Origin of the sequence: Bacteroides sp. OF04-15BH (assembly GCF_003477995.1) — a bacterium.
Taxonomy (GTDB): Bacteria; Bacteroidota; Bacteroidia; order Bacteroidales; family Bacteroidaceae; genus Paraprevotella.
Window position 1 is genome coordinate 69,781 of record NZ_QUEM01000010.1, and the last position, 24,619, is coordinate 94,399.

General features: G+C 44.2%; 24 protein-coding genes. 20 read left to right on the top strand and 4 right to left on the bottom strand.

What is annotated here, in order from left to right; genetic code table 11:
- The first annotated feature begins 10 nt into the window (after nt 1-10).
- From DXA74_RS06345 to DXA74_RS06410, 14 genes are all read left to right on the top strand, one after another.
- Entirely contained in the window at nt 11-169 is a 159-nt protein-coding gene (locus DXA74_RS06345; RefSeq protein WP_118525931.1) for a DUF4295 domain-containing protein, read from the top strand.
- 132 nt (nt 170-301) lie between these two features.
- Nucleotides 302-1,261: a signal recognition particle-docking protein FtsY gene (ftsY, locus tag DXA74_RS06350; RefSeq protein ID WP_118525932.1), complete on the top strand. Its 960-nt coding sequence runs from the start codon at nt 302-304 to the stop codon at nt 1,259-1,261.
- 20 nt (nt 1,262-1,281) lie between these two features.
- Nucleotides 1,282-2,580, top strand: a complete 1,299-nt coding sequence (gene rimO / locus DXA74_RS06355) for a 30S ribosomal protein S12 methylthiotransferase RimO (RefSeq protein ID WP_118525961.1) — start codon at nt 1,282-1,284, stop codon at nt 2,578-2,580.
- A 12-nt stretch (nt 2,581-2,592) separates the two neighbouring features.
- Complete coding sequence (locus tag DXA74_RS06360) at nt 2,593-2,874, top strand: HU family DNA-binding protein (RefSeq protein WP_118525933.1); 282 nt, start codon at nt 2,593-2,595, stop codon at nt 2,872-2,874.
- Between the two features lie 4 nt (nt 2,875-2,878).
- The gene (locus DXA74_RS06365; RefSeq protein WP_118525934.1) at nt 2,879-4,348 is read left to right on the top strand and encodes an HU family DNA-binding protein; all 1,470 of its coding nucleotides are present in this window, start codon (nt 2,879-2,881) and stop codon (nt 4,346-4,348) included.
- A 145-nt stretch (nt 4,349-4,493) separates the two neighbouring features.
- Nucleotides 4,494-5,489, top strand: coding sequence for a MoxR family ATPase (locus tag DXA74_RS06370; RefSeq protein ID WP_118525935.1), 996 nt, complete (start codon nt 4,494-4,496; stop codon nt 5,487-5,489).
- A 19-nt stretch (nt 5,490-5,508) separates the two neighbouring features.
- A complete protein-coding gene (locus DXA74_RS06375; protein ID WP_118525936.1) occupies nt 5,509-6,378 on the top strand; it encodes a DUF58 domain-containing protein in 870 nt (289 codons plus the stop codon).
- A gap of 28 nt (nt 6,379-6,406) precedes the next feature.
- Nucleotides 6,407-7,483, top strand: coding sequence for a hypothetical protein (locus DXA74_RS06380; RefSeq protein ID WP_118525937.1), 1,077 nt, complete (start codon nt 6,407-6,409; stop codon nt 7,481-7,483).
- Between the two features lie 11 nt (nt 7,484-7,494).
- Complete coding sequence (locus tag DXA74_RS06385) at nt 7,495-8,493, top strand: VWA domain-containing protein (protein WP_118525938.1); 999 nt, start codon at nt 7,495-7,497, stop codon at nt 8,491-8,493.
- Nucleotides 8,494-8,504: 11 nt separating this feature from the next.
- A complete protein-coding gene (locus tag DXA74_RS06390; RefSeq protein WP_118525939.1) occupies nt 8,505-9,533 on the top strand; it encodes a VWA domain-containing protein in 1,029 nt (342 codons plus the stop codon).
- A complete protein-coding gene (locus tag DXA74_RS06395) occupies nt 9,530-10,267 on the top strand; it encodes a tetratricopeptide repeat protein (RefSeq protein ID WP_370448489.1) in 738 nt (245 codons plus the stop codon). The genes DXA74_RS06390 and DXA74_RS06395 overlap by 4 nt, the downstream gene beginning before the upstream one ends.
- Before the next feature lie 35 nt (nt 10,268-10,302).
- On the top strand, nt 10,303-12,117 hold the full coding sequence (locus tag DXA74_RS06400) for a BatD family protein (RefSeq protein WP_199666110.1): 1,815 nt from the start codon (nt 10,303-10,305) through the stop codon (nt 12,115-12,117).
- 15 nt (nt 12,118-12,132) lie between these two features.
- Nucleotides 12,133-12,876, top strand: coding sequence for a tetratricopeptide repeat protein (locus DXA74_RS06405; protein ID WP_118525962.1), 744 nt, complete (start codon nt 12,133-12,135; stop codon nt 12,874-12,876).
- Between the two features lie 2 nt (nt 12,877-12,878).
- Entirely contained in the window at nt 12,879-13,574 is a 696-nt protein-coding gene (locus DXA74_RS06410) for a phosphatase PAP2 family protein (RefSeq protein ID WP_118525942.1), read from the top strand.
- A gap of 106 nt (nt 13,575-13,680) precedes the next feature.
- On the opposite strand, the gene DXA74_RS06415 is transcribed toward DXA74_RS06410, so the two are convergent.
- The 4 genes from DXA74_RS06415 to DXA74_RS06430 all read right to left on the bottom strand — a co-directional run bounded on the left by DXA74_RS06415 (nt 13,681) and on the right by DXA74_RS06430 (nt 17,600).
- A complete protein-coding gene (locus DXA74_RS06415; RefSeq protein WP_233550473.1) occupies nt 13,681-14,490 on the bottom strand; it encodes a glycoside hydrolase family 25 protein in 810 nt (269 codons plus the stop codon).
- Between the two features lie 137 nt (nt 14,491-14,627).
- Nucleotides 14,628-16,208 carry a glycosyltransferase family 39 protein gene (locus tag DXA74_RS06420; RefSeq protein ID WP_118525944.1) on the bottom strand — a complete coding sequence of 527 codons (1,581 nt, stop codon included), beginning with the start codon at nt 16,206-16,208 and terminating at the stop codon, nt 14,628-14,630.
- The gene (locus tag DXA74_RS06425) at nt 16,205-16,834 is read right to left on the bottom strand and encodes a lipid-A-disaccharide synthase N-terminal domain-containing protein (RefSeq protein ID WP_118525945.1); all 630 of its coding nucleotides are present in this window, start codon (nt 16,832-16,834) and stop codon (nt 16,205-16,207) included. Before DXA74_RS06425 ends, DXA74_RS06420 begins: the two co-directional genes overlap by 4 nt.
- Before the next feature lie 4 nt (nt 16,835-16,838).
- Nucleotides 16,839-17,600 (bottom strand): glycosyltransferase family 2 protein, encoded by a 762-nt coding sequence (locus tag DXA74_RS06430; RefSeq protein WP_233550474.1) that lies wholly within the window; start codon nt 17,598-17,600, stop codon nt 16,839-16,841.
- A 175-nt stretch (nt 17,601-17,775) separates the two neighbouring features.
- Here DXA74_RS06430 and DXA74_RS06435 point away from each other — a divergent pair, with 175 nt between their 5' ends.
- The 6 genes from DXA74_RS06435 to DXA74_RS06460 all read left to right on the top strand — a co-directional run bounded on the left by DXA74_RS06435 (nt 17,776) and on the right by DXA74_RS06460 (nt 24,613).
- Nucleotides 17,776-19,230: a potassium/proton antiporter gene (locus DXA74_RS06435; protein WP_118525946.1), complete on the top strand. Its 1,455-nt coding sequence runs from the start codon at nt 17,776-17,778 to the stop codon at nt 19,228-19,230.
- 132 nt (nt 19,231-19,362) lie between these two features.
- On the top strand, nt 19,363-20,892 hold the full coding sequence (locus DXA74_RS06440; protein ID WP_118525947.1) for a class I SAM-dependent DNA methyltransferase: 1,530 nt from the start codon (nt 19,363-19,365) through the stop codon (nt 20,890-20,892).
- 5 nt (nt 20,893-20,897) lie between these two features.
- Entirely contained in the window at nt 20,898-22,040 is a 1,143-nt protein-coding gene (locus DXA74_RS06445) for a DUF262 domain-containing protein (RefSeq protein ID WP_199666098.1), read from the top strand.
- Nucleotides 22,037-23,170 (top strand): DUF3696 domain-containing protein, encoded by a 1,134-nt coding sequence (locus DXA74_RS06450; RefSeq protein ID WP_118525948.1) that lies wholly within the window; start codon nt 22,037-22,039, stop codon nt 23,168-23,170. Before DXA74_RS06445 ends, DXA74_RS06450 begins: the two co-directional genes overlap by 4 nt.
- Before the next feature lies 1 nt (nt 23,171).
- Entirely contained in the window at nt 23,172-24,005 is an 834-nt protein-coding gene (locus DXA74_RS06455; protein WP_118525949.1) for a hypothetical protein, read from the top strand.
- Nucleotides 24,005-24,613: a hypothetical protein gene (locus DXA74_RS06460; protein ID WP_118525950.1), complete on the top strand. Its 609-nt coding sequence runs from the start codon at nt 24,005-24,007 to the stop codon at nt 24,611-24,613. The genes DXA74_RS06455 and DXA74_RS06460 overlap by 1 nt, the downstream gene beginning before the upstream one ends.
- Nucleotides 24,614-24,619: the final 6 nt, after the last annotated feature.

A 24,619-nucleotide genomic window follows, 5' to 3' on the forward strand; every position in this document is an offset into this window, starting at 1 on the left:
ATTAGTAACTATGGCAAAGAAAACCGTTGCAACCCTCCAGACTGGTAAAACAGATGGACGTTCTTATACAAAGGTAATCAAGATGGTAAAGAGCCCGAAGACTGGTGCTTACATCTTTGATGAGCAGATGGTTCCAAACGAGCAAGTCAAGGACTTCTTCAAGAACTAAAATAATGACAAACCGCCCCTTCTAGTTATGCTAGAAGGGGCTTTTTGTTTATAAAAGGAAGATTTTCAACACTTCTTGTCGAAGGATTGAAAATCTTATATTATCTTTGTACTAATACTAAATTATATTATTATGGGATTATTCAGCTTTTTCTCTAAAGAAAAGAAAGAATCGCTTGACAAAGGACTTGAAAAAACCAAAGAAAGTTTCTTCGGGAAGATAACACGTGCCGTTGCCGGCAAGTCTAAAGTGGACGACGAAGTGCTTGATAATTTGGAGGAGGTGCTTGTGACTTCCGACGTGGGTGTGGACACTACCTTGAACATTATCAAACGCATCGAAGAGCGTGTGGCCCGCGACAAATATGTTACCACAAGCGAACTGAATGGTATTCTGAGAGACGAGATTGCTTCGTTGCTTACCGAAAATAATACAAACGATACCGATGGCTTTGATTTGCCGGCGGGTAAAACTCCGTATGTGATTATGGTGGTGGGCGTGAACGGTGTGGGCAAGACTACCACAATCGGTAAACTGGCCTATCAGTTCAAGAAAGCCGGCAAGAAAGTCTATTTGGGTGCCGCAGATACATTCCGTGCCGCAGCCGTAGAGCAGCTGGTTATCTGGAGTGAAAGAGTGGGAGTGCCCATTGTAAAGCAGCAGATGGGAAGTGATCCGGCATCCGTGGCTTTTGATACACTGAGCTCTGCCGTTGCCAATCAGGCGGATGTGGTGCTGATTGATACAGCCGGACGTCTGCACAATAAGAAGGGACTGATGGATGAGCTTTCCAAAATCAAGCGTGTGATGCAGAAGGTGGTACCGGATGCTCCTCATGATGTTATGCTGGTGCTCGACGGAAGTACCGGACAGAATGCCTTTGAACAGGCCAAGCAGTTTACTGCGGCTACAGAGGTGACTTCCATGGCAATTACCAAATTGGACGGTACGGCCAAGGGAGGCGTCGTGATTGGAATCTCCGACCAGTTCAAGATTCCGGTGCGCTATATCGGTCTGGGAGAAGGCATGGAAGACTTGCAGCCCTTTAACCGTAAGGAGTTTGTAAATTCCCTCTTTGGAGGAAATAAATAGCTGTTTATTGAATGAGTACATTGAAAAAGAATACAATTGATATTGTGACGTTGGGATGCTCCAAGAATCTGGTGGATTCGGAGCAGTTGATCACCCAGCTCCGCGCCAATGGTTATGAGGTGACTCATGATGCGGAAAAACTGGAAGGCGACATTGTGGTGATTAATACTTGCGGCTTCATTGGTGATGCCAAGGAAGAGAGTATTAATATGATTCTGGAATGCTGCCAGGCCAAGGAAGAAGGACAACTCAGCAAAGTGTTTGTGATGGGATGTCTTTCGGAAAGATATTTAAAGGAACTCGGTGAGGAAATACCGCAGGTGGACAAGTTCTACGGAAAGTTCAACTGGAAAGAACTGATTTCGGATCTGGGTAAGGTATATCATGAGGAACTGAAGCACGACCGGCAGATTACAACTCCGTCGCACTATGCTTACCTGAAGATTTCGGAGGGATGTAACCGTCATTGCTCTTATTGCGCTATTCCGATTATTACCGGAAAGCATCAGTCCCGCCCGATGGAAGATATTCTGGAGGAGGTGCGCACGCTGGTGGCCAAGGGAGTGAAAGAGTTTCAGGTGATAGCTCAGGAACTGACTTATTACGGTGTTGACCTGTATCAGAAGCAGATGCTTCCGGAGCTCATCGAGAAGATTTCGGATATTCCGGGTGTGGAATGGATTCGTCTGCACTATGCTTATCCGGCTCATTTCCCTGAAGATCTGTTGCGGGTGATGCGCGAGCGTGATAACGTCTGCAAATATTTGGATATTGCCTTGCAGCATATCAGTGACCCGGTTCTGGAAAAAATGCGCCGTCATGTGACCGCGGAACAGACTTACCGCCTGATCGAGAAAATGCGTGCAGAGGTTCCGGGTATTCACTTGCGGACAACGCTGATGGTCGGTCATCCGGGAGAAGGAGAAAAAGAATTTGCAGAATTGCTGGACTTTGTGCGTTGGGCCAAGTTTGACCGCATGGGAGCTTTTGCCTATTCGGAGGAAGAAGGTACCTATTCGGCCGAACACTACGAGGATGATATCCCGCAGGAAGTGAAAGAACGCCGATTGGATGAGCTGATGGCCTTGCAGCAGGAGATTTCCGAGGAACTGTCTCAAAAGAAAGTGGGACAGGAACTGAAAGTGATTCTGGACCGCATAGAGGGAGATTATTATATAGGTAGAACTGAGTTTGATTCTCCGGAAGTGGATCCGGAGGTGCTGATTCCATTGAGCGAAGGAGACCTTCAGATCGGAAACTTCTATCAGGTGAAGATTACAGACTCAGATGCCTTTGATTTATACGCAACCATCGTTTAAAAGAATATTATTTTGAATAACAAGGAATTTGTCGCAGAATTATCTCGCAGATTGGGCTATAGTCAGAAGGACAGCTCCGCTTTGCTGAGTGCGCTTGTCTCGGAAGTTTCCGGTCAGCTGGAAGAGGACCGTATTGTCTCTATTCAGGATTTCGGAAATTTTGAGGTGAGAAAGAAGCTGGAGCGCGTTGTGATCAGTCCTGCAACCCAACAGAGGATGCTGGTGCCTCCACGTCTGGTTGTTGCCTTCAAACCCAGCACACAATTGAAAGACAAGTTTAATGTAGAAGCTTAAAATTATGGGTGGTCGGGTTTTATTGCAAGATTTAATTCAGGGTGTAGCCAAAAGGGCGAATATTTCGGAACAAGAGGCCGAAACCTTTGTTCGTACGGTTTTTACCGTGATATCCGATACACTGGCTGATGAGAAAATCATCAAGATCAGGAATCTGGGTACCTTTAAACTCGTGGAGGTGAATGATCGTGAAACAGTAGACACGAATACAGGCGCCGTGACACGGATTAAAGGGTACCGGAAAGTTGTGTTTACACCCGACAATGCCTTGAAGGATTTGATCAACAAACCCTTTGCTCAGTTTGAACCTGTAGTTTTAAACGAGGCGACAGCTTTGTCGGATATGGAACGCGGGGTTGAAACCTTGGCTTCGGACGATGAGGAGGCTGAAGATGAAGAACCGGATATGACCGATGCGGAAGGACTTGGTGAAGGTGCTGAAGCTGACGGTGAGGATTCTGACTCTGTTGAGGCTTCCGAAGGTGAAACTGTAATTCCTGAGGAAGTTCCCGTTGCAGATGAAGAGGCTGAGGCTTTTCAGCCTGAAGTATCGGCAAATGACCCGGAAGCAACAGAAGCTAATGATGCAGCGGAAACAGTAACTGATGCTGCGGCTGCAGAGAATCAGGAGCAGGAGGCAGACGCTTCGGAGCAGACGAAGGAAACGGGGGATGCTGCGGCAGAGCCTGTGGAAGAGGCTGTAGATGGTGAACCGTTGGCTGATGATGCTGAACTTTATGAAGAAATGGCGGCAGCCAATATTGAATATCAGCATGCTGATTACCAGAAGGTGCAGGATCAGAAAGTTGAGGAACTCAATGTGACGACTCAGACCGTGGAGCATCAGACCATAGAGCACCAGAGTATTGTGCATCAGGGACAGGACGGAAATCAGCGTCAGGGGAGTTGCCTGCGTCTGTCGCAAGGCGGTATGATTGCCTTGTTCGTGTTTATTCTGGCCTTGATGGTAGGAAGCTATATGGCCGGATACTATCGGGTGCTTTGTCCTTGTACCTTTATACCGGAAGCGGACAACGATTCCGAGTATTTGCAGTTGCCTGCAAAAAAGGATTCTTTGGCTACAGTCCGCCAGTTTAAAGAGACGGTAAAACATTCTGTAGCCGATACTGCGGCAAAAGCGGATGCCGGAAAGGCAACTGGACAGACGGCGGCAAAAGATGTGAAGGATGAAAAGACAACTCCACAGCAGTCCGAGAAGAATCAGGCCGATTCACTGAAGCAGTTGCGTGAAAAGGCTGCGCAATATCCGCAAGTCAAGAATGGCACATACCTTATTGTAGGCGTGAAAGCCGTGCATAAGCTGAAAAGCGGTGAGAGTTTGTTGCGCTTGGCTCTAAACAACTATGGCTCAAAGGATTTTGCAAAATACATCATTGCGATGAATCATATAAAGAACCCGAATCTGGTACAGGTCGGTCAGGATATCAAACTGCCTGAACTGGTGAAAAAGTAGCGATAAATTATAATTGTAAACCGTGTAAAAAGTTTCTTAAATACAGAATTGGGCAACTTTTTTTAATAGAATAATATTGGGGGTACGTACTAAATGTACTAATTTTGAACCAAAATAAGAAACGTATAATTAAAAACAGAAACAAATGGCAGAAGCATTAGATATTCGTGAATTGAACGAACGTATTGAGCGTCAGAGTGCATTTGTAACGAACCTGATGACCGGATTGGATCAGGTTATTGTTGGCCAGAAACATTTGGCAGAATCTTTGTTGATCGGTTTGCTGAGCGACGGACACGTATTGTTGGAAGGTGTTCCGGGTTTGGCAAAGACTTTGGCTGTTAAAACTTTGTCATCATTGATTGATGCACAGTTCAGCCGTATTCAGTTTACACCGGACCTGTTGCCGGCCGACGTAATCGGTACCATGGTTTACAGTCAGAAGGATGAGGCTTTCGAAGTCAAGAAAGGACCTATCTTCGCGAACTTTATCCTGGCCGATGAAATCAACCGTGCCCCGGCTAAAGTGCAGAGTGCTTTGCTGGAGGCCATGCAGGAAAGACAGGTTACCATCAGCAAGAATACCTATAAACTCCCGGAACCGTTCCTGGTACTGGCTACCCAGAACCCGATTGAACAGGAAGGTACTTATCCGCTTCCCGAAGCTCAGGTGGACCGTTTCATGCTGAAGGTTATTATCGACTACCCTAAGTTGGAAGAGGAAAAGAAGATTATCCGCATGAACATTACGGGCGAGAAGAAGGTGGTGAAACCGATTCTGAGTACGCAGGACATTATCAACGCCCGTGAGGTGGTGAAGCAGGTTTATCTGGACGAAAAGATCGAACAGTATATCGTGGATATTGTTTTTGCGACCCGTTATCCGGAGAAGTATGGCTTGAAGGAACTGGAAAGTTACATTGAGTTCGGTGGCTCTCCACGTGCCTCTATCAATCTGGCGCTGGCAGCCCGTGCCTATGCCTTTATCAAGAGAAGAGGCTATGTGATTCCTGAAGATGTGCGTGCCGTGGCTTATGATGTCTTGCGTCACCGTATCGGCCTGTCATACGAAGCCGAAGCCAACAATATTCACAGCGAGGATATTATCAACAAAATATTGAATAGAGTAGAAGTGCCTTAATTGAGTAAATAATAAGGATATGGAGACGAACGAAATCTTAAAGCGTGTTCGCAAGATAGAAATCAAGACACGCGGATTGTCGAACAATATCTTTGCCGGAGAGTATCATTCAGCCTATAAAGGCCGTGGTATGGCTTTTGCAGAGGTGCGTGAATACCAGTATGGCGACGACATCCGTGATATTGATTGGAATGTGACAGCCCGCTTTAATAAACCATTTGTCAAGGTCTTTGAAGAAGAACGCGAACTGACAGTCATGTTGATGGTCGACGTCTCATCCAGTTTGAATTTCGGTACTTCTGTTCAGCAGAAAAAAGATATGGTTGCTGAGATTGCAGCAACCTTAGCTTTTTCTGCAATATTGAACAACGATAAGATCGGAGTGATTTTCTTCTCAGATCGCATAGAAAAGTTCATACCTCCCAAGAAAGGGCGGAAACATATATTGTATATTATTCGAGAACTGATTGATTTCAAGCCGCAGAGCAATCGTACGGATATCGGTCAGGCTGTGGCCTATCTGACCCGTGTGTTGAAGCGCCGCTGCACTGCTTTCATCTTGAGCGATTTCATCGATCCGAAAGATTATAGCGTGCCTTTGACTGTGGCTAACCAGAAGCATGATATTGCGGCCATTCAGGTTTACGACCGCCGAATGACCGATCTGCCGAATATCGGTTTGATGAAAGTGGTCGATGCCGAGACCGGCTTTGAACAATATATTGACACTTCAAGCCGGAAACTCCGTGCCATGCACCGTGAGTGGTGGCAGTCTCGTCAGAAAGCCATGCAATATCTTTTCTCGAAAAGCAATGTGGATTATGTATCAGTATGTACTGATGAGGATTATGTGATTGCTTTGAAAGCGTTGTTTGCCAAACGAAATTAGGATGATGAAAATGTTTCATAGTTTAAGAATGACCGCATGGCTTTTTCTGGTCTGTGTGGCGGGGCTGTGTGGCAAATTGCGGGCACAGGCAACCGTTGACATTAAGGTCGATTCGCTGGAACTGCTGGTCGGACAGCAGACCCAACTGACTTTGGATGTAAGTGCGGATGCAAAGGCAAAGGTTGTTTTTCCGGAGATTAAGAAAGGTAGTGAGCTGACACCGGGTGTAGAGGTTGTGGATGTGGCCAGAGCAGATACACAATTGCTGAATGATGGTGCCCGGATGTTGATATCTCAGAAATATATCATTACATCTTTTGATTCTTCTCTGTATTATCTCCCTCCAATGGAGGTGCAGGTGGATGGTAAGGTGTATAAATCCAAGAATCTGGCTCTGAATGTTCTGGCTATACCGGTGGATACGGTAAATATCAATAATTACGACGGTCCGCGTGATGTTATGAATTTGCCTTTCTCCTGGAAGGAGGATTGGGCTCCGATCTTCTGGTATTCCCTTTTATTGGTTGTTTTGGTCTTGTTGACTTTGTATCTGTTCATGCGATACAAGGATAACAAGCCGATTATTCGTATCATAAAGGTTGCTCCGAAATTGCCGCCTCATAAAGTGGCCATGCAGCAGATTGACCAGATTAAGGCCGAGAGAGGATGGGAAAAGGAAGATTCCAAAGAATATTACACCCGCCTTACAGCAACTCTTCGTACTTATATACAGGAACGCTATGGTTTCAATGCCATGGAGATGACATCCAGTGAAATTATTGACCGCCTTCTTTTGGTGCAGGATCAGGCAGCTCTGAATGAGTTGATTACGCTCTTTAGAACTGCGGACCTGGTTAAGTTTGCCAAATATAATACGCAGGTCAATGAAAATGATATGAACTTGGTCAATGCAATCGAGTTCATCAATCATACCAAACTGGAGCAGGACCCGAACCAGAAACCGGAGCCTCAGGTCATTTCTTCCGAAGAACGCCGAAGTATGCGCCGTGTGTGGGTATTGCGTATTGCTATTGGTTGCGCTTCTCTCTTGTCTGTAGGTCTTTTGGGCTGGATAGGTTATATGATCTTTAAAGTGTTGTACTAAAAAGAGGAACGATGACATTTGCAAATATAGAATATCTTTTTCTGTTGTTTCTGCTCATACCTTATATCGTATGGTATGTGTTGAAATACAAGAAGAATGAGCCGACGCTCCGAGTGCCGAGTACTCAGGCTTATATGTATGTGCCCAAGAGTTACAAGGTGTATCTCATTCATTTGCCTTTCTTGTTGCGTCTGTTTGCTCTGGTTATGATCGTTTTGGTTTTGGCTCGTCCTCAAACCAGCAACGACTGGAAGAAAACAAACGTAGAAGGTATTGATATTATGCTGGTGATGGACGTTTCTTCCAGTATGTTGGCCGAGGATTTGAAGCCTAACCGTCTGGAAGCTGCCAAGCAGGTGGCCTCAGAGTTTATCGCCGGGCGTCCGAACGATAACATTGGTTTGACTCTGTTTGCTGCAGAGGCTTATACCCAATGTCCGATGACAACCGATCATGCTGTGCTGATGAATCTTTTCCAAAGCATCAAGAGCGATATAACCTTGAGCGGAATGCTGGAAGACGGTACTGCTGTCGGTATGGGTATTGCGAATGCTGTTTCCCGTTTGAAGGACAGTAAGGCTAAAAGCAAGGTTATTATCCTGCTGACAGACGGAACCAATAACCGGGGTGATATTTCTCCGTTGACAGCTGCTGAGATTGCACAAAGTTTCGGCATTCGTGTCTATACCATTGGAGTAGGAACCAATGGCATGGCTCCGTATCCGGTTCCTGTTGCCGGTGGTATTGAATATCTTCAGGTGCCGGTTGAGATTGATGCGAAGACGCTGCAGGCTATTGCTGATAAGACGGAGGGAGCTTTCTATCGTGCCACAAACAATGAAAAGCTTCACGAAGTATATCAGGAGATTGACCAACTGGAAAAGACAAAACTGAATGTCAAGAAGTTCAGTAAGAAATATGAAGCTTATGGTATTTTTGCCCTTTTGGCTGCAATAGCTTTATTGCTGGAGATTCTGTTGCGTACTACAGTTTTGAAAAAGATTCCATAAAAAGAAAAGTTATGTTTCGATTTGAAGAACCGCTTTATTTGTATGCATTGTTTTTGGTGCCTTTATTGGCCGCTTTGCATCTTTATACCAATTATATACGCAGAAAGCGACTGCGCAAGTTCGGCGATCCGGCACTGTTGGCCGATCTGATGCCCGATGTTTCCAAATATCGGCCGGATGTGAAGTTCTGGTTGTTGCTGACTGCCTTTGCTCTGATGATTTTTGTTCTGGCTCGTCCTCAGTTCGGTACGAAAGTGGAAACAGAAAAGCGCAAGGGTATAGAAGCAATCATTGCCATGGACGTTTCCAATTCCATGTTGGCTCAGGATGTAAAACCCAGTCGTCTGGATAAGTCGAAAATGTTGGTCAGCAATATGGTTAACCATATGCAGGACGATAAAGTCGGACTGATTGTCTATGCCGGCGAAGCGTTTACCCAGTTGCCGATTACCAGTGATTATGTGTCTGCCCAGATGTTCCTTGAGACCATCTCGCCGGATATGATCCATACACAGGGTACTGACATTAAGCGTGCCATTGAATTGGCTATGAAAAGCTTTACTCCGGCCAAAGGTGTGGGAAAGGCCATTTTCCTGATCACGGACGGTGAAGACAATGAAGGTGGTGCGGTTGAGGCTGCACAGGCTGCTGCCGACAAGGGCATGAATGTTTATGTGTTGGGAGTAGGTTCTCCCAATGGCTCTCCAATTCCGACAGCTGATGGCGGTTATATCACTGACAATACTGGCGAAACGGTTATCTCTCATTTGAACGAGGATATGTGCCGTGAAATAGCCAAAGCCGGAAAAGGGAGCTATATTTATGTGGACAACAGTTCATCTGCCCAGGAAGCATTGTCGCAACAATTGGATAAATTGGAGAAGGCAGATCTGGAATCAAAGATTTACTCTGAATATGACGAACAGTTTCAGGCCGTTGCTGTTCTGGCTTTGCTTTGTCTGATTCTGGAAATCTGTATCTTGGGACGAAAAAATCCATTGTTGAAAGGAATTAGATTATTTGGAAACAAAGAGAAATGATTATGTGGAGTTTACGTCATAGATTTATTCTGGTATTGTTTGCTTTGATGCAGATATCTTATGTGTCTGCACAGTCTTATCGGGATTATATGCGGAGTGGAAACCGCTTGTTTCGTGACAGTATGTATACCAAATCAGAGGTGGATTACCGAAAGGTGATCGAGTTGTCTCCCCGTTTTGCCCAGGGATATTTCAATCTGGGTAATGCTCTTTTATGGCAGCAGAAGCCCAAAGATGCCATGAAAGAATATGAGAAAGCGGCAAAAATCGAGACCAACAAATCCCGATTGGCCACCATCTATCATAATATGGGAGTTATTCTTCAGAGTCAAAAGCAATACGGACCGGCTATAGAGTGTTATAAGAATGCTCTGAGAAACCGTCCTGAAGATGACGGAACGCGTTATAATCTGGTTCTGTGCCAGTATCTCCTGAAGAAGAATCCTCAGGAAAATCAGGATAAGAACAACAACCAGGAAAATAAGGACGGAAGCGGGCAGAACAATAAAGAAGACAAGAAGAGCGACAAGAAAGATCAGCAACAGCAGAACAAGCAGGATCAGCAGGAACAGAACAAGGGAAAGCAAAACCAGGAGCAGAACCAGAATAAGATGTCCAAGGAGAATGCCGAGCAGTTGTTGAATGCCGCAATGCAGGATGAAAAAGCTACGCAGGATAAAATTAAGAAAGCCATGTCCCAGCCTCAGAAGAGACGTTTGGAGAAGCAATGGTAAGAATCTTTAATCCGTCAAAATAAAAAGTAAGAATGATCAGAAAGCAAATTTTATTTTTTATATTGCTGTTCTCCGTAATCGGTCTGAATGCTCAGGTTCGTTTTACGACATCAGCTCCCGAAGCTGTGGTTGAGGGAGAACAGTTCCGTTTGTCTTTTAAGGTAAATACTCAGGATGTGTCCGATTTTAAGGCACCGGCATTCAATGGTTTTGATGTGTTGATGGGACCAAGCCGTTCTGTTGAGTCAAGTTTCAGCATGGTAAACGGAAAGACGACACAAAGCAGTTCCATAACCTTCACTTATATTCTGAGTGCAACAAAGCCTGGTAATTATACGATTCCCGGTGCCACACTGCGTTCTGACGGTCAGGTGTATAAGTCAAACAGTGTGCGTTTACGTGTCTTGAAGGCGGATGCATCCGCTTCTCGGTCGCAGTCATCGGGAGGTGCTACCCGCATGCACACGCAGCAGTCGGGTTCCCAGATTACTGGAAAGGATTTGTTTATTACCGTTACGGCCAATAAGAAAAGAGTTTTTGAGCAGGAAGCTATTTTGCTGACTTACAAAGTATATTCTTTAGTCAATCTGACTCAGTTGGCCGGAAATATGCCTGATCTGGACGGATTCCATACTCAGGAAATACCTTTGCCCCAGCAGAAGAGCATGACGATGGAGCATTTCAACGGACGTAATTATGGAACCGTTGTCTGGCGTCAGTATCTCTTGTTCCCGCAGCGTGCCGGAAAACTTAAGGTTCCAGCTGTAGAGTTCGAAGGACTCGTTGTGCAGCAAAACAATGCCATTGACCCGATTGATGCTTTCTTCAATGGTGCAGATCTGACCACTGAGGTGAAGAAGAAGATTGTGGCTCCCGGTATGGAGATTCAGGTAGATCCTCTGCCAACTCGTCCGGCCAACTTCTCGGGAGCGGTAGGTAAGTTCAATATTGAGAGTGCCCTGATACCGGAGCAGGATTTGAAATCCAACGATGCACTCACCCTCAAGCTTACTGTGAGTGGAACCGGTAACATGAAATTACTGACGGCACCTAAAGTCAATTTCCCGAAGGACTTTGAAACTTACGACCCGAAAGTAACCGATAATACCCGTCTGGAGCGGGGCGGTGCTACAGGAAACAAGGTATTTGAGTATATTGCCGTGCCTCGATACAAGGGAGATTATGAGATCCCGGCAGTAGAATTCTGTTATTTTGATCCGGATGCCAAGAGTTACAAGACCATCAAGACACAGCCTTATAAGATAAAGGTGGCTCAGGGTATCAGTCGCCCGGCTTCGGATGCAGCCGCACAAAAAGAACTCGAACTGCTTAATTCCGATATCCGATATATCAAGTCGGGAGCAGCAGACTTACAGCCGGTAGACGACCTGTTCTTCGGTTCCGCTTCATATTGGACCTGTCTGGCTGTCTTGTTTGTACTTTTGGTAGCTGTTTCCCTTTATTTACGAGTACGCGGGCAGAATCGTCAGAATGTGGCCCGCATGAAAGGCAAACGGGCTAATTCTGTGGCCGTCAAGCGTTTGAAAGCAGCACACAAGTTGCTGGAGAAACAGCAGGCAGATTCTTTCTATGAGGAAGTACTCAAGGCACTTTGGGGTTATGTCAGTGACAAACTGACGATTCCGGTAGCCGAATTGAACAAGGAAAATATCCAGCAGCGTCTTGTGGAGCACAACGTAGACACTGTTTTGGCAGGACGTTTCAATGACGTACTCAATGATTGTGAGTTTGCACGTTTTGCACCGGGCGATCCGCAGGCAACCATGGATAAGATCTATCAGGATGCCGAGACTGTGATTTCAGAGTTGGAGAATGTAATAAAGAAATAAGAAAGGATGAAATATATGAAGAAACTGCTTTTTATAGCAGCACTGTTATTGTCGTTCGTCTCTGCCTCCGCGCAGACCAAGGCCGAAGCTGACAGTGCTTATGTGCAAGAGCGTTACGAGCAGGCTATCAGTCTCTATAATAAATTGCTGGAGCCTGGAGCCTCTGCTTCCGTATATTACAATCTGGGCAATGCCTATTACCGCACCGGTGATATGGCGCATGCCATTTTGGCTTATGAACGTGCCTATCTGATGGAGCCGGGTGATGCCGATATCCGTTTTAATTTGCAGTTGGCTCGTACCAAGACCATCGACAAGATTGTGCCGGAGAGTGAGATGTTTTTCATAACCTGGTTTCGTCAGATGATAGACTGGTACAGTGCCGACCAATGGGGTAGAGCTGTAGTTGTTTGTTTTGCCCTCTTTGTTGTTTCCCTGTTGTTGTATTTCTTTGCCGGTTGCATGTTGTGGCGTAAGGTAGGTTTTGGAGTGGGGGTGTGTACCTTGATTCTGGCCGTGTTGTTTCATATCTTCGCCTATCAGCAACAACAGAAACTGCTGGTGCGTACCCATGCCATTGTGATGTCCTCGTCTCTGACCGTGAAAAGTACGCCGAGCACTTCCGGAACAGATTTGTTTGTGCTCCATGAAGGCACTAAGGTGGAGATTACAGACGACACCATGAAAGATTGGAAAGAAATACGATTGGCCGATGGAAAGGTAGGATGGGTGCCGGTCAAAACCATTGAACGAATTTAATTATGGACTGGCAGCGACTCATACAATACGATCAGCAGCTTCTGTTGCAGCTTAATGGCAGCGACTCTCTGTTTTGGGACGGTTTTATGATGACCGTTACCAAGACTGGTACGTGGATTCCATTGGCGGTAGTGCTGTTTTATGTGTTGATTAAAAACAACAACATGCGGAATGTCCTTTTCATTCTGCTGATGATAGCCTTGTCCATCACCATTGCCGATCAGTTTGCTTCTACTTTCTGCAAACCCTATTTCAAGCGTTTCCTCCCAACGAATGACCCGATTCTGATGTATCAGGTAGACGTGGTGAACAACTATCGGGGCGGCTTGTACGGCTTTATTTCCAGCCATGCGGCCAATACGTTTGCGGTGTTTGTCTATGTAGCTTTACTGATTCGCAACCGGGCCCTGACATTTACCCTGTTCTTTTGGGCGGCGTTGTGTTCCTATTCCCGGATTTATCTGGGGGTGCATTATCCCGGTGATATTCTGGCCGGTGCTTTGGCCGGTAGTGCCATCGGTGCTTTGCTCGGTTATTGCACCCATTTGTTCCAGCGTAAAAACGGCGATGTCCGTCCTTATATCTCCTCACAATACACTTCGACCGGTTATTTGCAGGAAGATGTTCACCTGCTCCTGCTGGTGTTCTTTCTCACCCTTTGCTATGCCGCGATTCAAGGTGCGGTCCGTTTTGTATAGGGAAGGTATTTTGCCAAGAAATCTTTTGGTTCATATACAAACAATAAAAGCCAGCATGACGCTGGCTTTTATTGTTTATTGCAGATTATGTAGTTTTTTCTACTTGTTACCGGATTAAGATATCAATCATACTGTATCCGTCCATAAACTTGCTTCTGTCCACCGGTCCCTTGATGCCCGAGATGCGGCCTTCCGAAGTGAACTGCCACATGACAAACTGTATATTGTCGGCCAGAACTGGTTCTTCATCATGATAGCGGGCTATCATATATTTGTATTCTGTGAACTTACCCCTCAGATATTTGTTGTAGAAGTGGCTGGAGGTATAGATAATCGGTTTCACCTTATAATGATTCTCCACATCAATCAGGAACTTTCTCAAGCGGTTACAGAACTCGTCCAACGAGCCTCTTCCGCGGTTTTCTACGTCAATAATGGGAATCAGATCCTGTGTAGACAGATCAACAGTTGATGTGAGATTCTTGAACTGGTCTTCAACAGAAGCCGTCGGGCTGAAGAAATGATAGCATCCCACCTTGATGCCGACTCTTCGTGCCTCGCTCAGGTTATAGGCATAAGTCCGATCCACCAGTCCGGCTCCTTCAGTTGCCTTCAGGTAAGCATATTTCGCATTCGGATCTTTGGCTACGGCCTCCCAGTCAATCTGATTCTGGTAGCGTGATACATCAATACCATATTTGTGGTTGCTCCATTTCAGGTCCTGTCTTCTTACTTCCTCAATGGGAGCCACCAGTTCTTCTCCTGCTGTTTTGGGAGCCAACTGATCCGGTTCCGGAATGCGTACGGTAACTGTTTCACTGTGTCTTTTGTCCTTGTCTTTTTTATGAAAACCGTATGCCGGACTGATTTGCATCAGCGCGGTGGCACATAAAAGACAAAAGAAGTATTTTTTCATAAACGGGTTTTTATTTGTTGCAGAAATAGGAATACGCAAAAATAAGGAATTAACCCGTTGTTTCAAAATCCTTGGCACTACTTCTTCGGGAACTTAACTATCTTTCGCAAAGAAATCTTTCAGACAATCCCATCTGTTTAGAATTTTACAAACAGATAATCTCCCAGTGCTTCCACCTTCGGCTTTGTGGCAACCAGACTGTCCACCACATTTTCTTGCAGTTTGTTCTTGTTGAGAATCAGCAGTCTGTTCTGTTGTTTGGTTATCAGGCTGTCTGCTTCGTGAACCACAGTCAGGCGTTCCGGGAAGAATACATCCATGTTTTCTGCGCGCCATACTCCGTAGGTAACCACTCCGGTGGTTTGCCATACCTTCTCCTGCTGTTGAGCTTTCTCGGCGAGTTCCGTATAACCGATTAATGAATTGAATTTCGGCAGAGAGAACCCTCCGGCAAATGCCGTGAGCAGGAAGCCGCAACAGAACAGGATGGACGCCGTAAGCAGGCGTTTTCTTTTCCAGGCATAAACCAGCGACCAGGCACTGCCTGCTGTCAGGATTGCGGTGGCGATGTATAATGCCGGATGTCTGTATTGAGGCAGGATGAGAGCGATATAAATATAGGCCGGGAAGGCCAATACGGTTGCAATGGCCGGAAGGCTTACTCCGAACGCCATCATTTTGCTCCAGTGGCTTTGTTCCAATACGATGAGCGACAGGCACACCATAAAGGGAAATATCGGCACCAGATAAATGGCCAGTTTGCTGCCAAAGCAAGAGAGCATGACAAAGGTAGAGACGATTTCGATGAGAAACAGCTGCTCTGCCGAGGTGCGGAACATCTTTTCTTTTACTCCCTTGATCAGGGCAAACAGATAGAACAGAGTCCAGGGCGCCACACCGTAGCTCAGGAAAATCAGATAATAATAGAACGGACGCTTGTGCACAGACACTTTTACCGAGCGGCTCACCGTCTGCCCTACGGTCAGATTATACAGATATTCGCCACCGGCTTCCACGTAAACCATGCCGAACCAGAACAGAAAAGATGCCACGATGATGCTCCACACTTTCCAGTTCCAGTATTTGCCGAAGCTGCGCAGTTCCTTTTTGAACGCTAGGAACAGTGCGCTGCTGACCAGCGGTATCAGAATACCCATAAAGGCCTTGGCATAAAAGCCCAGAACGATGTAGACCGCCATGAGAATCTGGTGTTTCCGGAAGCTGCCTTTCCCTTCATACATCTGATGAAAGTGATACAGAGCCAAAATGATGAACCACACCATGAGCATATCCATTCTCAGCACCATGGCGGTACCGGCAAAATAACCCGTGGTAATCAGAAACAGAGGCAGGGTAGACCGGCTGCTGCTACTCATCAGGCCCTGTGTCCATTTGTTCATGGTGTAGGCAATGCCCAGAGCCGGAAGCAGAGAATACAGAATCAGAATCCCCATGTGATATTCTCCGGTAATCAGTTTGCAGAGCATGATCAGCCAGAAGTAAAACGGCGGTTTGTCGCTGTACGGCTCCCCGTGGTTGGTCAGGCTGAACCAGGTATTGTTCCGCAATGCTTCGTCGGCAATGCTGATGTAGCGCAGTTCATTGGCAGGGGTATAGTCGCGCCATACGGCCAGCGGAATCAGGCAGATCAGGATGAACATCACCCAAAAGGTCATGTTTCTGTTTTCCAGAAAAGAGGTTATTTTGTAAGAATTCATGGTGCGGTTTGTTTTCTTTGGTTGATACTCAATATGATGTTTCGGGTATAAGCCACAAATCCTACAGACTGTCCGAGAATCAGCACCGGATCCAGTCGGAACAATCCGTAGCTCACGATGATGAGGCTGCCGGTGAAGCTGATAATCCAGAATCCGATAGGCAGGGTCGATTCATGCTTCTTGTAGGAATAAATCCACTGGTAGATAAAGCGCAGGGTGAAGATCACCTGACCGGCAGAACCGAATATCAGCAGCCAGAGCGGGATATCCTCGTTGCGGAAGAACTGCTCCACAAACGAACCCGTATGCGTCATCAGCCAGGTGCAGGCCACAATAGGAGTGGCAAACAGAATGATGCGCATCCATGCCGGAATCCGTTTCCAAACCCCTTGTGCGTTCAGATTCCAGATATAGATATAGTAAGAGATGATTTGTCCCAGAATGATGGAAAAATCATCGCGGCACCAACCGTAGATAAACAGAAGATAGGAGCCCATGATGCTCAGGGCCCAGAAGATAGGAGGAGAGACCACCTTTTTGGCTTTCTCGGACAGCAACCATTGTACCAGGATTCTTGCCGAGAAGAAAATCTGTGCCAGGAAACCGATGATATAGATTGAGGCCATGCGCTTACAGGTTGTTTTCTTTAATCTGGTAATTGATGTAGCGATGTTTCATCCACCGGTAGGCGAAGCAGTCCTTGAACGGAGAAATCAGGCGGTTCCACAGATTATATTTTGACACGCCGGCCGTACGCGGGAAATGTCTTACGGGCACTTCCTTATAGCTGCCGCCGTCCTGCAACAGGATCAGGGCCGGCAGAAAGCGGTGCATTCCGGTAAAGAAAGGCATGCGCTTGGCATATTCCGTGTGGATGATCTTCAGCGGGCAACCGGTGTCGGTAGCGCCGTCGTGCGTCATCATGCGGCGGAATGAGTTGGCAATCTTCGACTGGATCAGCTTGAAGGCAGAGTCCTTTCTCTGGGCACGGATACCCATCACCATCTTATAGTCACCGATATACTGATACAGGATGTTGAAATCTTCCGGGCTGGTTTGCAGGTCGGCATCGATGTAGCCCACATATTTTGACTGAGCCACGTCGAATCCCGCTTTGATAGCGGCACTCAGACCGGCATTCTTGGCAAAACTGATGTAGTAGAAATGCTTGTTGCGGGCACATAAAGTCTGGATGCCGGACAAACTGCTGTCTTTCGAACCATCATTGACAAAAAGAATGCAAGAAGCATAAGGAGTAGAGTTCACAAATTCAGACAATGCTTTTTCCAGAGCAGTCATATTGTCTTCTTCATTGTATACCGGTACGATGACCGTCAGGTCATAGGATGAGGTGCTGTTCGAAGCCAGCATTTTTTCTGCAAATTCCTTCATAATAGATTTTTCTGTAAACACGGCTACAAAGATAGCATATTTTTTGCGGCTTTTCCTTTTGATTTAATATATCTTTAAAGAATTATTAATTTTTGGTGGCCTGGAAAAACATGGGTTTGCAAATTCCTGATTTTTTCGCTATATTGCATAGAATCTTAACTTTAACAGAAAAAATATGACGTTTACTTCAGAAAACATTCTTTTGATTGGTTCGGTATTGGTGTTTGTCAGCATCCTGTTCACGCGGAGCAGTTTCCGTTTCGGTATTCCGGTGCTGCTTTTGTTTTTGGGCGTCGGCATGCTTTTCGGCAGCGACGGTCTGGGTGTTCAGTTCAACAGTGCCTCCGATGCTCAGTTTATCGGCATGATTGCCTTGTGTCTGATTCTTTTTTCCGGAGGTATGGATACCCGCTTTCGGGAGATCAGGCCGGTTCTGTTGCCCGGCATTTCCCTTTCTACGGTGGGAGTGTTGCTGACCACCTTGTTTACAGGACTGTTCATCTATTTCATTTCAGACTATACCCGGGCAGATATCCATCTGTCTCTATGGGTTTCTTTTCTGCTGGCGGCAACGATGTCTTCCACCGATTCCGCTTCGGTGTTCAACCTGTTGCGTTCCAAGAATATGAACCTGAAGGAAAACCTGCGCCCGATGCTGGAACTGGAGAGCGGCAGTAATGACCCGATGGCCTATATGCTGACCATTGTCTTGATTCAGGTGGTCACCCTTTCCGGAGCGTCGGCAATGGATATTCTGAAAGATTTCTTCTTGCAGTTCTTTTTGGGAGCGCTGGCCGGCTATTCCATTGGTCGTTTTGGAGTCTGGCTGCTTAATAAGATCAGTCTGGTCAATTCAGCCCTCTATTCCATACTGATTCTGAGTCTGGTCTTTTTTCTTTTCACGGTAACCGACCTGATTCGCGGAAATGCCTATCTGGCAGTGTATGTGGCCGGAATTGTGCTGGGCAATGCCAAGATACCTTATCGTAAGGAAGTCAGCAACTTTCTGGACGGGCTCACCTGGTTCGGTCAGATTGTCCTGTTCCTCACCCTGGGTCTGCTGGTCAACCCTCACGAACTGTGGCAGGTGGCCGATGTGGCTCTGCTCATCGCCCTGTTTATGATGCTGTTGGGCCGTCCGCTCAGTGTGTTCATCAGTCTGCTGCCGTTCCGGAACTATTCGTTCAAATCGCGCGTATTCATTTCGTGGGTCGGTTTGCGTGGGGCGGTGCCCATCATCTTTGCTACCTATCCGGTCATAGCCGGTGTGGAAGGCGCTGGACAGATATTCAACATTGTGTTTTTCATCACGTTGCTTTCCCTGCTGTTGCAGGGCACCACGCTTTCGCCTCTGGCCAACCGTCTGGGACTGTCAGAACCAATGGAGCAGCCGCGCGACTATTATGGCATTGAGATTCCTGAGGAGACCAAGACTTATCTGACCGATGTGCAGCTCACGGCCGAGATGCTGGCCGGTGGCAACCGTCTGGCCGACCTGAATCTGCCGCAGGGCCATCTGGTGATGCTGGTCAAGCGCAACGAGGAATATATTGTGCCCAACGGGCATCTGCAACTGCAGGAAAAAGATCATCTGCTGGTGATTTCCGAGCGGAAGGAACAGGAGGCATAACAATAATATTTATGATATTATAAAAGTTGCTTCTTTCTAATACAGATAAAAAAATAAATTATTGTTTCTTTAATATATGGTTAATTCAATATCTTTGTATAGTATTTGACAAATAAACCTAATCAAGATTTTATGGCTAAGAAAAAAGCAGTAATAGATGAACCTTTGGAAAAACAGCTCTGGAAGGCTGCAGACAAACTTCGTAAGAATATTGATGCAGCAGAATATAAGCATGTGGTTTTGGGGCTTATCTTTTTACGATATATATCTGTTTCATTTGAAGATTTATATAATAAACTCAAGCAAGAAATAGATCTCGGAGCTGATCCGGAAGATCGCGAGGAATATAAGGCAGAGAATGTTTTTTATGTTCCAGCAGAAGCACGTTGGAGTACGCTGGTTGCTAATGCCAAAGATCCTAAAATCGGGAAATTGATAGATGGCGCAATGGATGAGATAGAGAGAGAGAATCCATCGTTGAAAGGAGTATTGCCGAAAGTATTTGCCCGTCCTAATCTGGATCCGACTTGTTTAGGAGAACTTATTGACCTGATAGGAAACAGTACGTTAAGCTCTTCAACCAACAGTGCAGATCTTTTAGGACATGTCTTTGAATATTTTTTAGGTGAATTTGCGCTGGCCGAAGGAAAAAAAGGCGGTCAGTTCTATACTCCTCGTTGTGTTGTTGAATTGTTGGTTAATATGTTAGAGCCTTACAAAGGACGTGTACTTGACCCTTGTTGTGGATCGGGTGGTATGTTCGTGCAGAGCGAGAAGTTTGTAGAACAGCATCAAGGACGTGTAAACGATATTTCTATTTTTGGACAAGAAAGTAATCAGACTACTTGGCGGCTTTGTAAAATGAATTTGGCCATTCGTGGAATAGATGCTTCTCAGGTAAAGTGGAACACCGAGGGATCTTTTTTGAATGATGCACATCGTGATGTAAAAGTAGATTATGTGATAGCTAATCCTCCTTTTAATGATAGTGACTGGAGTGGCGATCTTTTACGCAATGATGGCCGATGGAAATATGGGGTACCTCCTACAGGAAATGCAAATTTTGCCTGGATACAGCATTTCATTCACCATTTGACTCCGACCGGACAAGCTGGATTTGTTTTGGCAAAAGGTGCCTTAACTTCAAAGAATAGTGGAGAAGGAGAGATAAGAAAGAGTCTTGTTGATGCCGGACTGATTGACTGTATTGTGAATCTTCCTGCAAAGTTATTCTTAAATACACAGATTCCTGCTTCCCTTTGGTTTTTGAGAAGAAGTTGTTGTGCTGACAGAAGTTTTCGTGAGCGTAGTCAGGAAATATTATTTATAGATGCGCGTAATATGGGGCATCTTATAAACCGTCGTACCCGTGAATTTTCAGCAGAAGACATCAAACAGATTTCTGACACTTATCATCAATGGCGAAACGAAGGCGGTATATATCAGGATGTTCCCGGATTTTGTGCGTCGGTTCCTGTATCACGTGTTGCTGAATTGGACTATGTGCTGACTCCAGGCCGTTATGTTGGTTTACCGGAAGAAGAAGACAAATTCAATTTTGAGGAACGTTTTACAGCATTAAAGGCTGAGTTCGAGGCTCAACTGAAAGAAGAAGAACGGTTGAATAAACTTATATTGGAGAATCTGGCTAAAATAAAATAATTATTATGAGCATGGACGATATTAAAAAACAAGATCACCTAGAAGTAGAAGTAGAAGTAGAAGATCTCAATGGAGGAGGGTCAACAGAATCGATAACCAAGCCATTTAATCCAAATGAGATAGATGTGGATATTTCTACGGTGAATTTAGGTTCATTAATAGAACAACTGGAAAATGATGAGATAGACTTGCAACCTGATTTTCAGCGTGCGGCTGATGTGTGGGATAATGTTAAAAAAAGCCGCTTGATAGAGTCTATTTTGTTAGGTCTTCCATTACCTTCTTTTTATTTCAGCGAAGATCCAAGAAGCCAGAAACTTTCCATTATAGATGGTCTGCAACGAATTTGTGCAATAAGGGATTTTATATTGAAAAAAAATGGGCCTTTAAAATTGGAAGGACTACAGTTTCTGAAAAATTTTGAAGGTATGACATATTCGCAATTGGCACGTCCTGAAGTGAAGCGTATCAAATCGCTTAAAATCACGATGAATACATTGCGTAAAGGAACTCCATTAGATGTAAAATACATTATTTTCCAACGCGTCAATACTGCTGGAGAGCCTTTAACTCCACAAGAAATGCGCCATGCATTGAATCAGGGTCCAGCAGCTGAATTTATAAAAGAACTTGCAAACATGGAGTCTTTTAAAAAAGCTACCAATTATTCTGTGAAGAGTAAACGAATGCAAGATCGGGATTTTGTAAATAGATTTATAGCGTTCTTTATTGGCTATCAAGACTACATGGGAGACTTAGATATGTTCCTAAATGATAAAATGGGGGAATTGAATAAAATGACTCCCACACAGAGGAATGACATACGTGTCTCGTTTGATAAAGCAATGAAGTGCTGTTATCAGATATTCAAAAATGATACATTCCGGAAAAGATATAGTGTTACTGATAAGAGGAAGCCAATATCCAAATCGGTATATGATACATTGAGTGTAAACATAGCCTGGTTGAGCGACGAAGAACAGCTTATGCTGTTGAAAAATGCAGAAGCATTTAAAACTGGTATGATTCGTTTATTTAATGATGAAAGATTCAACTTCTCTATATCGACTGGAACGGGGCAAAAATATAATGTAGACTTACGTTTTACGATGGTAAAATCACTAATAAAAGAAATAATAAGACTATGATAACTCATTTGAGCATAAATAATTTAAAGCTTCATGACCATACAGATCTGGAACTGAATGGACTAACAATTCTTACAGGTATGAACGGTATGGGAAAATCCACGGTAATACAGTCGTTAATTTTGTTGCGCCAGTCTTTTATGATGAATGACCTGGATTCAGGCTTGAACCTGAAAGGTGATTTGTGCGATGCTGGAATATCTGGAGAACTTGCTTGTCAGGCTTCTACTGAACATACTTTACAGATAAACATGAAGTTTGCAGAGCAAGACGATTTGAACTTCTCATTTGAATATCCTGACAATATCATGGATACGATGTTACCAGGAGTAGAAGGGAATGAAACATCTAAAGCCGTATTGTCAAAATATTCACTGTTTAATGAGAAATTCCAATACTTAAGTGCTTTCCGTTCCGGTCCTCAAAAGATATACAATCGGGATACGTCATTGGTGGTAACCAAGAAGCAGATTTCTAAAATCATGGGGCAGTGCGAATACGCAGTGCATTTCCTTGAGCAATACAAGAATGTCAATATACCTGTAAAAGAACTTGCTATCATAGATGAAGAAGATGTCACTCCAGATTATCGGCTTGCAGTGCAGGTAGAACGTTGGTTGCGTTTGGTTTCACCCAATATCAAAATCAATATTGAGCCTGCGGGGGAAGATTTTAAATTGAAATATAAATTTAACCGTGACGAAAATACCATTACGGAAGATATAACAGCTCTGAATACTGGTTTTGGTATTACGTATGTATTACCTATCCTGATAGCCGTGTTAAGTGCGGATAAAGATGCCATTATCTTGATTGAAAATCCGGAAGCACATTTGCATCCCAAAGGACAGGCGGTGTTGATGGAACTTGTTTCAAAGGCTGTGGCTCATGGAGTACAAATTATTATTGAGTCACATAGCGACCACATAATAAACGGCAGTTTAGTAGCCGTAAATAAGAAATGGATTACTCCTAACCTGCTTTCAATATACTATTTCGAAAGGGAAGAGCATAGACATACAGCTTTGTCACATCATTTGCAGATTTCGGAAACCGGGCATATTACTCGTCCTCCTAAAGGATTTTTTGACCAAATAGATATTGACCTTAGAACATTAACCGGATTTTGATATGGAACACAGTGAATTGTTTTTATTATTACCAAAATACGAGGACGTTGAGGAACAACCGGAATATATCAAGTCTACTAATATTATGACAGAAAATGAATTTTTAAAAGTCATAAACAAAATAGACGAGATATGTATGTTAATATCAAATGAAAACTACAAAGGTTATTATGATGCTGAAAATGTGTCAGCTTTTCTTTATCCTGCAAAGACTTTAAAAAAATCATATCCTAATACAATAACACGTATGAGGATGGTAATGAATAAATGGGGAGAGAACTGGCGGACTCAGAAAGTTCAAAAGGATACTGTGAAATATATGTATTATTGTATTCCGATAAAGGATGATACATTGTGTGAGATGACAGAACGAAAATTTGTTTCTAAAGATGAGAGTACGTTTCTTTTGATTAATTATGATGCATTTTCGTGCGCTTCTGAAACAATAATTATAAAGCGTAATCAGGACGAAGTGAAATTGAATGTGAGAAATGCTGATATAAAAAATATTTCGAAATGGTATGAAACAAACCGCAAACCACAACGAATTTTTAATCTGAATCCAAAGCACGGGGAAAATGGTAAAGGAGCACATCCGGGAAATAAGGGGGAAAAAGTATCTGTTCTGATGTGTAATAAAGAAGAAGCGAAGAATATGCTTCTGAAGGCTATTGGTACTGATTTGAGAGTTCTTTACTTTTTCGATCAGGTACACAATCAATTTATAGAGTTCAAGCGCGAAAGTGAGAATACTTATCATGGGTTTCATCTTGATGCAATAGATGAAAAGAGGGTACCAGAGGACATTAAGGCAATGATAAATAAACTGATATAATGGTATTCAATCGTTCAGAAAAAGAATTTATAAATGCTATCATAGCGTATAATGGCAAAGCAAAATCCATAGCAGATGTGCTTAATAGAAGCGGACTGTTGGAAAAAAGGGGTATTGGTATTGTACAACATGGTGGTATGAATATTATTTTCTTGAAAAAGGATATGTATGATGATTGGTTTCATAGTGATGGCTTGGGATATGTGGTTGAGTTACTTTCTTTGATTGATACTTTAGTTAAGAAGAAACACATTATCATGATACCTTTTTGTACAGATAATATTTTAATGGTAGGTGCTGATGCTAGTTGGCTTAGATCAGAAGTTATGTCTGTAAATGGAAATCAGTTTATAACTCTTACATATAGAAATGAGAATTGGTTAGATTCTTCTGGAAATCAGTTATATTGGCCTTGTAAATATACGGAGCAGGAATTTCCAATGGGAAATTCATTGCATGTTGCTTTTTCTGTAAGTGAAGAACTGAAAGAATTGGTGAAGAATAATTTTAAGTCAGAAGATGAAATTCGTTTTAGAAAACAACAATATTTGACTTGGATCTCTATCATTGTGGCTACATTGATTGGAATCCTTGGAATAATACTTTAATAGTTT

Bases quoted from the DNA above. Each gene is read 5' to 3' on its own strand.
- ftsY (WP_118525932.1), top strand. From the start codon at position 302: ATGGGATTATTCAGCTTTTTCTCTAAAGAAAAGAAAGAATCGCTTGAC.
- DXA74_RS06365 (WP_118525934.1), top strand. From the start codon at position 2,879: ATGGGTGGTCGGGTTTTATTGCAAGATTTAATTCAGGGTGTAGCCAAA.
- DXA74_RS06430 (WP_233550474.1), bottom strand. From the start codon at position 17,600: ATGAAGGAATTTGCAGAAAAAATGCTGGCTTCGAACAGCACCTCATCC.
- DXA74_RS06425 (WP_118525945.1), bottom strand. From the start codon at position 16,834: ATGGCCTCAATCTATATCATCGGTTTCCTGGCACAGATTTTCTTCTCG.
- DXA74_RS06445 (WP_199666098.1), top strand. From the start codon at position 20,898: ATGAGCATGGACGATATTAAAAAACAAGATCACCTAGAAGTAGAAGTA.
- DXA74_RS06455 (WP_118525949.1), top strand. From the start codon at position 23,172: ATGGAACACAGTGAATTGTTTTTATTATTACCAAAATACGAGGACGTT.
- DXA74_RS06345 (WP_118525931.1), top strand. From the start codon at position 11: ATGGCAAAGAAAACCGTTGCAACCCTCCAGACTGGTAAAACAGATGGA.
- DXA74_RS06390 (WP_118525939.1), top strand. From the start codon at position 8,505: ATGTTTCGATTTGAAGAACCGCTTTATTTGTATGCATTGTTTTTGGTG.
- DXA74_RS06450 (WP_118525948.1), top strand. From the start codon at position 22,037: ATGATAACTCATTTGAGCATAAATAATTTAAAGCTTCATGACCATACA.
- DXA74_RS06375 (WP_118525936.1), top strand. From the start codon at position 5,509: ATGGAGACGAACGAAATCTTAAAGCGTGTTCGCAAGATAGAAATCAAG.
- DXA74_RS06380 (WP_118525937.1), top strand. From the start codon at position 6,407: ATGACCGCATGGCTTTTTCTGGTCTGTGTGGCGGGGCTGTGTGGCAAA.
- DXA74_RS06395 (WP_370448489.1), top strand. From the start codon at position 9,530: ATGATTATGTGGAGTTTACGTCATAGATTTATTCTGGTATTGTTTGCT.
- DXA74_RS06410 (WP_118525942.1), top strand. From the start codon at position 12,879: ATGGACTGGCAGCGACTCATACAATACGATCAGCAGCTTCTGTTGCAG.
- DXA74_RS06385 (WP_118525938.1), top strand. From the start codon at position 7,495: ATGACATTTGCAAATATAGAATATCTTTTTCTGTTGTTTCTGCTCATA.
- DXA74_RS06415 (WP_233550473.1), bottom strand. From the start codon at position 14,490: ATGAAAAAATACTTCTTTTGTCTTTTATGTGCCACCGCGCTGATGCAA.
- DXA74_RS06405 (WP_118525962.1), top strand. From the start codon at position 12,133: ATGAAGAAACTGCTTTTTATAGCAGCACTGTTATTGTCGTTCGTCTCT.
- DXA74_RS06435 (WP_118525946.1), top strand. From the start codon at position 17,776: ATGACGTTTACTTCAGAAAACATTCTTTTGATTGGTTCGGTATTGGTG.
- DXA74_RS06460 (WP_118525950.1), top strand. From the start codon at position 24,005: ATGGTATTCAATCGTTCAGAAAAAGAATTTATAAATGCTATCATAGCG.
- DXA74_RS06440 (WP_118525947.1), top strand. From the start codon at position 19,363: ATGGCTAAGAAAAAAGCAGTAATAGATGAACCTTTGGAAAAACAGCTC.
- DXA74_RS06420 (WP_118525944.1), bottom strand. From the start codon at position 16,208: ATGAATTCTTACAAAATAACCTCTTTTCTGGAAAACAGAAACATGACC.
- DXA74_RS06370 (WP_118525935.1), top strand. From the start codon at position 4,494: ATGGCAGAAGCATTAGATATTCGTGAATTGAACGAACGTATTGAGCGT.